Annotated in this window: 4 protein-coding genes and 2 pseudogenes; 3 read left to right on the top strand and 3 right to left on the bottom strand. The window is 60.0% G+C overall.

The window, feature by feature from the left end; translation table 11 throughout:
• Nucleotides 1-247: 247 nt before the first annotated feature.
• Nucleotides 248-852 (bottom strand): annotated as a pseudogene (locus ACTU46_RS06375) (dihydrofolate reductase family protein).
• 106 nt (nt 853-958) lie between these two features.
• Here ACTU46_RS06375 and ACTU46_RS06370 point away from each other — a divergent pair.
• On the top strand, nt 959-1,342 hold the full coding sequence (locus ACTU46_RS06370; protein WP_443380391.1) for a hypothetical protein: 384 nt from the start codon (nt 959-961) through the stop codon (nt 1,340-1,342).
• 263 nt (nt 1,343-1,605) lie between these two features.
• Nucleotides 1,606-2,204: pseudogene (locus tag ACTU46_RS06365) on the top strand (recombinase family protein).
• Between the two features lie 30 nt (nt 2,205-2,234).
• On the opposite strand, the gene ACTU46_RS06360 reads toward ACTU46_RS06365, so the two are convergent.
• Nucleotides 2,235-4,670 carry a hypothetical protein gene (locus ACTU46_RS06360; protein WP_443380390.1) on the bottom strand — a complete coding sequence of 812 codons (2,436 nt, stop codon included), beginning with the start codon at nt 4,668-4,670 and terminating at the stop codon, nt 2,235-2,237.
• The gene (locus ACTU46_RS06355; protein WP_443380389.1) at nt 4,670-5,974 is read right to left on the bottom strand and encodes an SWIM zinc finger family protein; all 1,305 of its coding nucleotides are present in this window, start codon (nt 5,972-5,974) and stop codon (nt 4,670-4,672) included. Before ACTU46_RS06355 ends, ACTU46_RS06360 begins: the two co-directional genes overlap by 1 nt.
• A gap of 545 nt (nt 5,975-6,519) precedes the next feature.
• Between ACTU46_RS06355 and ACTU46_RS06350 the strand changes: the two genes are divergently transcribed.
• Nucleotides 6,520-6,900 (top strand): hypothetical protein, encoded by a 381-nt coding sequence (locus ACTU46_RS06350; RefSeq protein ID WP_443380388.1) that lies wholly within the window; start codon nt 6,520-6,522, stop codon nt 6,898-6,900.
• Nucleotides 6,901-7,124 lie beyond the last annotated feature (224 nt).

Genomic DNA, 7,124 nt, shown 5'->3' with positions numbered 1-7,124 from the left:
CGAGTGCTACCAAATACCTGGTCGCAACAGGTCCGTACTCCCTGTAAGTTATTTCGGGCTCAGGATAGGTTTTTAGCTAATGTTTCATAAACGATCGGTCTTGTTGGAACCGTAAGTTACGCCTGCACCCGCCGCCCGCCGACGTATGCCAATCGAAATTTGCTACCAGCGATGAGTGACTGCAGTCGGAGGCCCGATCCTGTGTCAACGTTCGCAGTGAGCTTCCTCGCATATCCGCTCAGATCGGTCAACGGCGAACCCGATAGTGCAGGTGAAGCACTCGGTTGCCCTGAATCACCACGTCAGGTTCCTCCAACAGGTGTTGAGTGTGAACCGACCCGAAGTAGCGCTTGCCGGACCCGAACAAGACGGGTGCGACGTCCCTGCGCACCTCGTCGATCAGGTACTCGCGGCGAGTACCTGGCTACCGACGTCGCCAGCGGCGACCTCGACGATGCGGTCACCCGCGAGCTCCCGCGCCTTGGCCACGGCTGTTTCCACGCCGTCGACGAAGTGAAACGGCGCCTTGGGGTCCCAGCCCTCGGGCTTCGGCCGGTGCGTCACGACGACCACGTGGTCGACTCCGCCCGGAGGCTTCCCACCCCAGCCGTCCGTCATATCGAAGACGTGGCGACCGACGATTGTCACCCCGATCTGATCCCAGTATGGCCGGACATAGTCGTAGGAGGTCTGCGACACTTTAAACACGCTGCTCTCGTCCAATGGCACGTCACCGTTGAGCAACCAGTCGAACAGCGGTCCGGGTTGGTCGTTCTCGTCCGCGATGAAGCCATCTACCGACACCGAGGCGTACATGATGTCGATCTCAGGACTCGTCTGCACTGCCAGCATCGTGCGACATTCTCGTAAAGGCTCCGCCCCCACTTGCGGGATATCCTCTCATCCTGCATTCTCCATACATCAAGCAGATGATGTGGAGAGGAGATGCCCGGTGATCGTGTGTCCCGTACCCCTGTGGCAGTTGGGCGAATACCGCAAGGCAAATCCTGAGGTCCCCGTCTTGGACCTGATCATCCGCTTGAGGCTCTTCGAGGACCCGCACATCTTCGCTGAGTTCACCGTGGAGGAAATGATCGCGTTGTACTCGTATCGTGACGTGGCCTCCTTGGTCGAGCAGTTTGCCGTGTGGCGGGACTGCGGGGCTCTGACCTGGATTCGGGAACAGCGGGCACACCAGGAGCTTCTTCCGTTTTCGGACTATGGCTCGGACACGATGCTGCTCACCGGCCGGGTCAAAACGAGACCGGATGCTCGCAGATGGGGTCCGGTGAAATTCTGGGGAGAGCGCTGCACCCCCATAGAACCCTGGGAACACGACTAAAACTGTTAGCCATGACAGGTCAACTGATGTTCCCGCTCCATCCCTTTTCCGGAAACCATACGGGCGGTGCGGACATTCTGTTGGCCCACCCGGTGGACCGAATCTGGTATCTGCAGCTACCAAAAAGCATCACCCGATGCGTCCCCAAGAGTCAACTACGCGCCCACGTAATGCCGTCTCGCCCGTGTTCCCGCCTTTAGCAACCGCCATTCGAAGTTGCGAGAAAGCCGCCACACGAAGCTGAAAGTCACACTGATGGATATATGCGGGTCTCGAAAGCGGACGGATCACAAACCACCGATCTGCAGCTCGACGCCCTCATCGCGGCCGGGGTCGATCCGGATCAACTCTACGAGGACAAGGCCTCCGGCAAGAATGAGGACCGACCGCATCTCGAGGCCTGCCTGAAGGCACTGCGCTCCGGCGACACTTTGCTCGTGTGGAAGCTGGACCGGTTGGGTCGAAATCTGCGCCATCTGGTCAACATCGTCCACGATCTCACCGCCCGCGGTTTCGGGCTGAAAGTGCTCACCGGTCAGGGGGCGGCGATCGACACGACCTCGGCTCAGGGCAAGCTCGTCTTCGGGATCTTCGCCGCTTTGGCCGAGTTTGAACGTGAGCTGATCTCTGAGCGCACCAAGGCCGGCCTGGCATCAGCGAGGGCCCGGGGCGCAAGGGCGGGCGACCATTTAAAATGACCCCGTCCAAGGTGCGCCTGGCGATGGCATCGATGGGACAACCGGAGACCAATCTCGCAGCACTCTCCGAGGAACTGGGGGTGACTCGGCAGACCCTCTATCGGCACGTCTCGCCGACGGGAGCGCTGCGCGAGGATGGGCGGAGACTACTCACCCGCAATTAGCAGCTCTGCTTTGAGGATTCATTTCTCCGGTTATTGCGCTTGGTGGAGACGTGCTGCGGCGCGGGCGAGCTTTGTTTTACCGGTCAATGACTCCAGTCCTGTAATCGGTGTGGATCCTGCGGGAGCCAGGTCAGCTGCCAAGTCCACCAGGTCAGCGAGGCCGGGGCGCTTACGCAGTCGGGCAGTGTCTAGCTCGTCAGTTCCGGGTTCCCGGTTCGGGTCTGCGATCGTGGTGATAAAGGCCTGGACGATCCCGCGGAGCAGCGGCCACAGGAAATCAGCCGGGGCTCCTGCCATGTACGCTTGGTTCAGCACGCCAACCCAGCGAGTGATTTTGATGTCCGTGTGGGCCATGAGGTGTTCTCCCCAGGCACGGCCACAGGCTGCGGTATCCATCCACCCGGGTTGGGCGGCGAACTCCAGAAGCAGATCTATGGCCTTGATGGTGCACTCTTGTTCCGCGGTTCCGGCCAGTGCGCCGAGCTGCAGGAAGGTGGCAATACCGGGGGTTCCACTTAAATGGGGCAGCATGTCTGAGTCGGTGAATTGGCTGTGTGCGGCGGTCCACTCAATGACGGAGGGGATAAAGTGGGGGTTCATGCTGTAGTAGGTCCGGGACGCATATTCTTGGTGAAGAACTTCGCCAACTTTCCCCTGTTCAGACAACCACTCCCACTCGCAGGTGTAGACGGGGTGCGCTGACTCATAACCGGTGGACAGTGCCTTGAATTCTACTCGTGGCAGGCGGAAATGGGCGATCTTTTCCTTGAGCGCACGGGCAGAGTCGGAGTCAATGGCGGCGAGTTGCTCGGAGAAGCCCGCGGTGAGTGGAGTCGGCAGGCGCAGGAGGGTCTGGGTCAGGTCGGCATCCACGAAGCAGCGGCCCTGTCCGGCGGCCCGGGCCAGATCCGCGAGCACCCGATCCGGGTCGACTTGTCCGCTTCCCCGGTCCGGGTAGCTCAAGAAGAAGTCAGTGGCATCCGGGGTAGTAAACACCTCTGCCATGGCGATGGCCTGAAGCTCTCTGCTCAGACTGGGCCAGCGTTCGGCGGTGAAGGCAGATAGATCCTGGGAGATGACCCCAGTGATGAATTGCGCCAGTAGGGAATTCTCGTGCAGGTCGGCCACGCGGGCAGCCAGGGCCGGATCATCACGGAAACGAAGCACGCCATCGCCCAGTCGCTCCCAGTCCACCGCGTGAGTCCCCTTTTCGTCGACGAGAGCGAAGAGCTCGTCCACGGTGGTGATCCGGGGTGGATAATCCGGCAGCGGAGTAAACTCCAGCGGTAGGTTCTCTGCTTCCTCCGTCTCAGTCGATCCACCGGCAAACCCTGCAGCGAGGGGACGGAGGATGGGCTCAAGCAGTTCTGCCTCGGTGGACACCTGTTCCCGTGTCGCCTGCGCAACCCGGTCGACCAGGCCGGCCACCACCCCGACGGCGTATTCGGCGACCTCACGCTTGGGGTGCCCGAACGCCGTGGCCGCTGCCAGCAGCAGGTCATCGGGCGCAGGCGAGGCTGTGGCCCGACGCTCCAGCTGGCGCAGCACCTTCATCGCGTTGCCCTTTTGCGGACGCAGCAGTACCGAAGAAGCCAGGTTGATGAGGTCCTCATCGGTGAGCTCGTCGGCCACGGACAGCAACAAAGCCAACGCCTGGGTGGCGCTACCTGCGCGCGGGCAGTCGAGGATCCCGATGAGATCCTGCTGGTAGAACACGATTTCCTCGCGCGTCAGCTTCACCACGTCTAGTATCTGGCTCAGCGCCTGGAGATGCGCGGTACCGTTGTGGGTCAACAAGCCTTCGAGGATGACTTCGATGGTGGTGGTCCGATCGAGCCGTCCGTCGGCGAGCACCGCCGCGATCGCTGAAGTCCATTTTGCAGGGACGTTCATGTGCAGCTGAAAGTAGAACTCCGGGCTGGATAACATCGTTGGAATCAACTCGATGACATCCGGGGAGGCGTTGATGGCCTCGAGCACACTGTCATCACCAAAACCGTTGAGGGCGCTTTCCAACCCCACCGCATAGCGTGGGGTATTGGGCCGGGGCAACCCCAGGTATACCCGGGTGCGTTCCACCGCTAACCAGGAGGAACTGACACTGTCCGGGGAGATGAGATCCTTCAGCAGGTATTCGTAAACTTGGGGGAGGAAATCCACGTCCCGGCTGAGCAGAATCTGGATATCGAAATGTGCCCATTCTGACCGGCTGATGTGGGTGGCGATTTCTCTGGGGGCCGTGAGGCAAGCAGTGATCGAGCGCGATGTCTGATCGATCAGGGACCGGAGATTCCGGTCCCATCGTTTTTCTTCGTCCTCCCTACGGGTCGCGAGATCCTGGGCACGTTGTTGCTTGAGCAACGGCAGCAGACGCTTGCGTTCGGCCTCACTGAGCTCGCTCATGTGCTGGATCCAGTCATTGAACGGCAGATTCAGAAAGTCCAGGGACTTATCTACGAGTGTCATCAGTTGTTCTCCTTGTCCCAGATCTGTACGGCGAGCACATGTTTACACGGCCCCCGCGAGGAGCCGTAGCGCTGCCACCAGGTACACGAGCACCTCACGCCGTCCTCGGTGCGGTGCACCTGTTGGGTGTGATCACCCAGATCAACCACCACCGCGTTTCCCTCCAGACGCAGGGCGTTGCGGGTAACCAGCTGGCGAGCGGCGACAAGGCGGGGGTTGTCCTTGACCACCCGCTTCGGTGTGAAGGGCAATTCACGGTGGAACCAGGCCTGCTCAGCGAGGTCAAACCCGACCCGCCCGGAGGCTGCGAGATACGCCAAGGCTGCTTCTACCTGCGGTGCATCTAGGCTCAGGGCTAGGCCGATGACCCCGGCATCAGAACCTGGCAACCAAGCCAATAGATCGATGATCTCTTCCGCGTGCTGCTCGGTCTGGTCCGTGGCACCACTGAGTGCGGACAAGGTTCCGCCTTCCCCGGAGAACCCGCGGGCCGGCGAGGGGGAGACCATCAGGGTGAACCGGGCATCAGCTAATTCCACCTCCCAGGCACTGGCCTGATCCTCCCCATCGGACGCAGCGGCGTAGATGCGCAGGTTCTTTGCATAGCGCAGCAGTGGGAGAATCTCGCGCAACCGGCCAGGCCCGGTCACCGAAACTACCGTCTCCTTCTGCGAGCGGGTCTGGCGTAGCTGACCATTGTGCATCGTGATCTGGCAGACCCCGCCCTGGGCTTTGGGCAAGGCGGTGAGAAAACGCCGGGCCTCTCTGGCGGAGACACTTGCTCGTAGCGTCATGGCCCTACTGGTGGCCGGGGCCTGGGCGAAGCTGCGGATCCATCGGTCTGGCAGGGTGACTTTGTCCTCCCGGTGTTGCCCTCCCATCGTGGTCACCGTCATCTCCTCGACCCCGACAGCCAGGTGGAGTGGTTGCATACCCCGTACCCGGGCCAGGGCACTGCGCAACGGCTGGTTGATATCCACATTCGTGGTGCCACGCTGGATGTACTCACCATCCAGACTCCCCGGCAGGGCGTCGAAGCGCCCATACACCCCGGCGCATTGGGAGAAGGATTCAAAGCGCAGGCACTGCCCGTCGCTGGTGACCACCGGGTCGAGGTTTTGTCGGTCTACCCGTCGGAAGTAACTGGTTGAGGCAAGATTGGCCAGCGCGAGCAGTGCTCGGGCGGCTTGTTCAGGGTGGTTGAGAAACCCGGAGAAGAACCGTGGTGAGGTGATCTGCCCCTCGGGTCCTATCCCGGTGGAGGTGGCTAACTGCAGGTTCTGGGCCTCGAGTATGGAAGGCACCGGAAAGTCTAAAGTATATGTGGTCATCGAAGTAGCCGTCTCATTTCAGCATTAACAAATCAAAAATCAACGATAACTTAAGAAAGTCATTCCTGCAGGGAGGAGTAAGAGTAGCTTTACCCTTTAAGAACATGCAGCTGGCTGCCAGCTGTATGCTAATCAGCTCCAAACAGGCGGGGTCATTATGTTGAAGGGCCCGTGGCGGCGTAGAAAACGGGCAGGGCCAGATTCAAGGCCTCACCGGAGTGGAGAAAGTCAGCCTTCTCACGGCCAGTGCGCGTCCCAGTGTCCCTGCGGGATACTGAGACTAAAAGGCACTGTATTCACTACTTTCAAGTGGTAGTGCAGTGGACTTCTGAAAATGCACAGGCACTGCGTTGCGATTCGCACACCCTGCCCCTACAGGGAAACCCTCGAAGACCATATAACCGGGAATTGGCACCCAACCGCCCGCAGAATCTGTGCAAACGCCTTCTGACCCTGACAGGCTGAAACGTATCACCCCACGTCAACCCTCCTCTCGGCTGAAGAAGTTCGGAAGGATCGTGATCATCACCGGCCTTCTAGTCTTAATCGGCGTGTATGGTTTCGCCTTTATCTCGCGCGGGTCCGATGTAGGTGACGACCATGCTTGCCATAGTGCTTATAGTGGCGGGCCTGATGATGAAAGTCCCCAAAACGAGTACCACCGCATCGTGGACAGTGCAGTATCTCCCGAGTCAGTTTTTTGGTCGGCAGAGTGGTCCTACTTCCCGCCGGGGTGGGTGTGCACGGCATCTGAGTACAACAACTATGAGATGAACGAATTAGGTATCACCCGGCCGGACAGGACAGCCGCGCTGACGGTCATCTCCGGATATGTGTTGGTCCTGGGTGGCGCTATCACCGTGATCGGGAGCCTCCGACGGGGCTCGATTCAGGGATGACCGCAAGGATCACGCTGCAACAGCAACCAGTGAAGAGGACTTCTGAAAATCGTGCAGACGACTTCTGAAAACAACTACTTTGCCCACGGGGGAGCTCCTCTACCTAGTTGCGTCTGCGTATTGCCCTGAGACTATGCGGGATGGTTTCTATCGGGCAACTACCCTTGATGAGGAGGGATAAGGTGCTCTGAGCGTCGTGCTCCAAGTGCCCGATTAATCAGGGG

Source organism: Corynebacterium sp. A21, assembly GCF_052266655.1.
Taxonomy (GTDB): Bacteria; Actinomycetota; Actinomycetes; order Mycobacteriales; family Mycobacteriaceae; genus Corynebacterium.
The sequence above is the reverse complement of the archived record's forward strand: the minus strand, read 5'-3'. Positions and strand labels throughout refer to the sequence as shown.